The 1,111-nt window shown below is 68.9% G+C and carries 2 protein-coding genes; both read right to left on the bottom strand.

The features are described from left to right. The coding region (locus AB0J64_RS57330) for a beta-ketoacyl synthase N-terminal-like domain-containing protein (protein ID WP_364047301.1) at nucleotides 1-548 on the bottom strand (548 nt) is incomplete at its 3' end. A 4-nt stretch (nucleotides 549-552) separates the two neighbouring features. Beyond that, on the bottom strand, nucleotides 553-1,050 hold the full coding sequence (locus tag AB0J64_RS57325; protein WP_364047298.1) for an acyl carrier protein: 498 nt from the start codon (nucleotides 1,048-1,050) through the stop codon (nucleotides 553-555). Nucleotides 1,051-1,111: the final 61 nt, after the last annotated feature.

Raw genomic sequence — 1,111 nt, 5'->3', positions numbered from 1 at the left:
TCCAAGCCCAAGGTGTACGCCACCCGGCCCGAAATCGTGGCCCCACCCGTCCCCGACGGCGCATAATCGTGATACATCACCCCGGCGAACACCCCGGCACTGCTCTCCCGCAACGACGTCGGATCAATCCCCGCCCGCTCCAACCCCGCCCAGCACACCTCCAGAAACTGCCGCTCCTGCGGATCCATCTCCGCCGCCTCACGCGGACTGATCCCGAAAAACGCCGGATCGAACTCCGCCGCCCCGTACAGGAACCCGCCCTCCCGCGCATAACTACGGCCCGGCTTGCCCGGCTCCGGATCATAAAGACCGGCCACATCCCAGCCACGATCAGCCGGAAACCCACCCACCGCGTCCACGCCATCCACCAGCAGCCGCCACAACCGCTCCGGATCATCCACCCCACCCGGATAACGACAAGCCATCCCCACGATCGCGATCGGCTCCCGAGCGCGGGCCGTCAGCGCGCGGTTCTGCTGGCGCAGCTTGGCCGTCTCCCGGAGAGAAGCGCGCAGTGCCTCGACGAGCTTTCCGTCACCCTCCGCCATCTCCTCAGCCCTCCTCGGTCTCGTCATCCGGTTGCCCGTTGTTCAGCGCCATCCTGATCAGGCTTTCGGTGTCCAGCTCGTCGATCGCGTCGACGTCCGCCGTCTCGTCCGGGGCCACGGCTCCGTTCGCGCCATCGGGACGCACTCCGGCGAGCTCCAGCAGCCCGTCCAGCAGCCCGGCAGCGCGCAGCGCCGCCAGCGGCACGGTCTGCAGCGCTCTGCGGATCGCCGCCTCGTCCCGGCCGTTGGCACCGTGGTCCCCTCCGTCGGTCTTCGGTGCGATTCGCCTGATCAGGTAATCGACGACCGCTCGGACCGATGGATGATCGAACACCAAGGTGGTCGGCAGCCGGAGCCCCAGCGCGGCACCGAGCCCGTTCCGCAGCTCCACCGCCGCCAGCGAGTCGACGCCCAGCTCCTGGAATGCCTGGTCCGCTGGCACGGACGCGGGCGAATCGTGGCCGAGCACCGCCGCTGCCCGCGCACGTACCAGTTCTGTCACCGTTGCATGGCGTTCTGCGGCAGACATGTCGACCAACCGGTCAGCTAGCGGTGGCCCCGCG

The organism is Nonomuraea sp. NPDC049695 (assembly GCF_040674955.1).
Lineage (GTDB): Bacteria > Actinomycetota > Actinomycetes > Streptosporangiales > Streptosporangiaceae > Nonomuraea > Nonomuraea helvata.
Note: the sequence above shows the minus strand (reverse complement) of the source record. Positions and strands in the feature narration are given on the sequence as shown.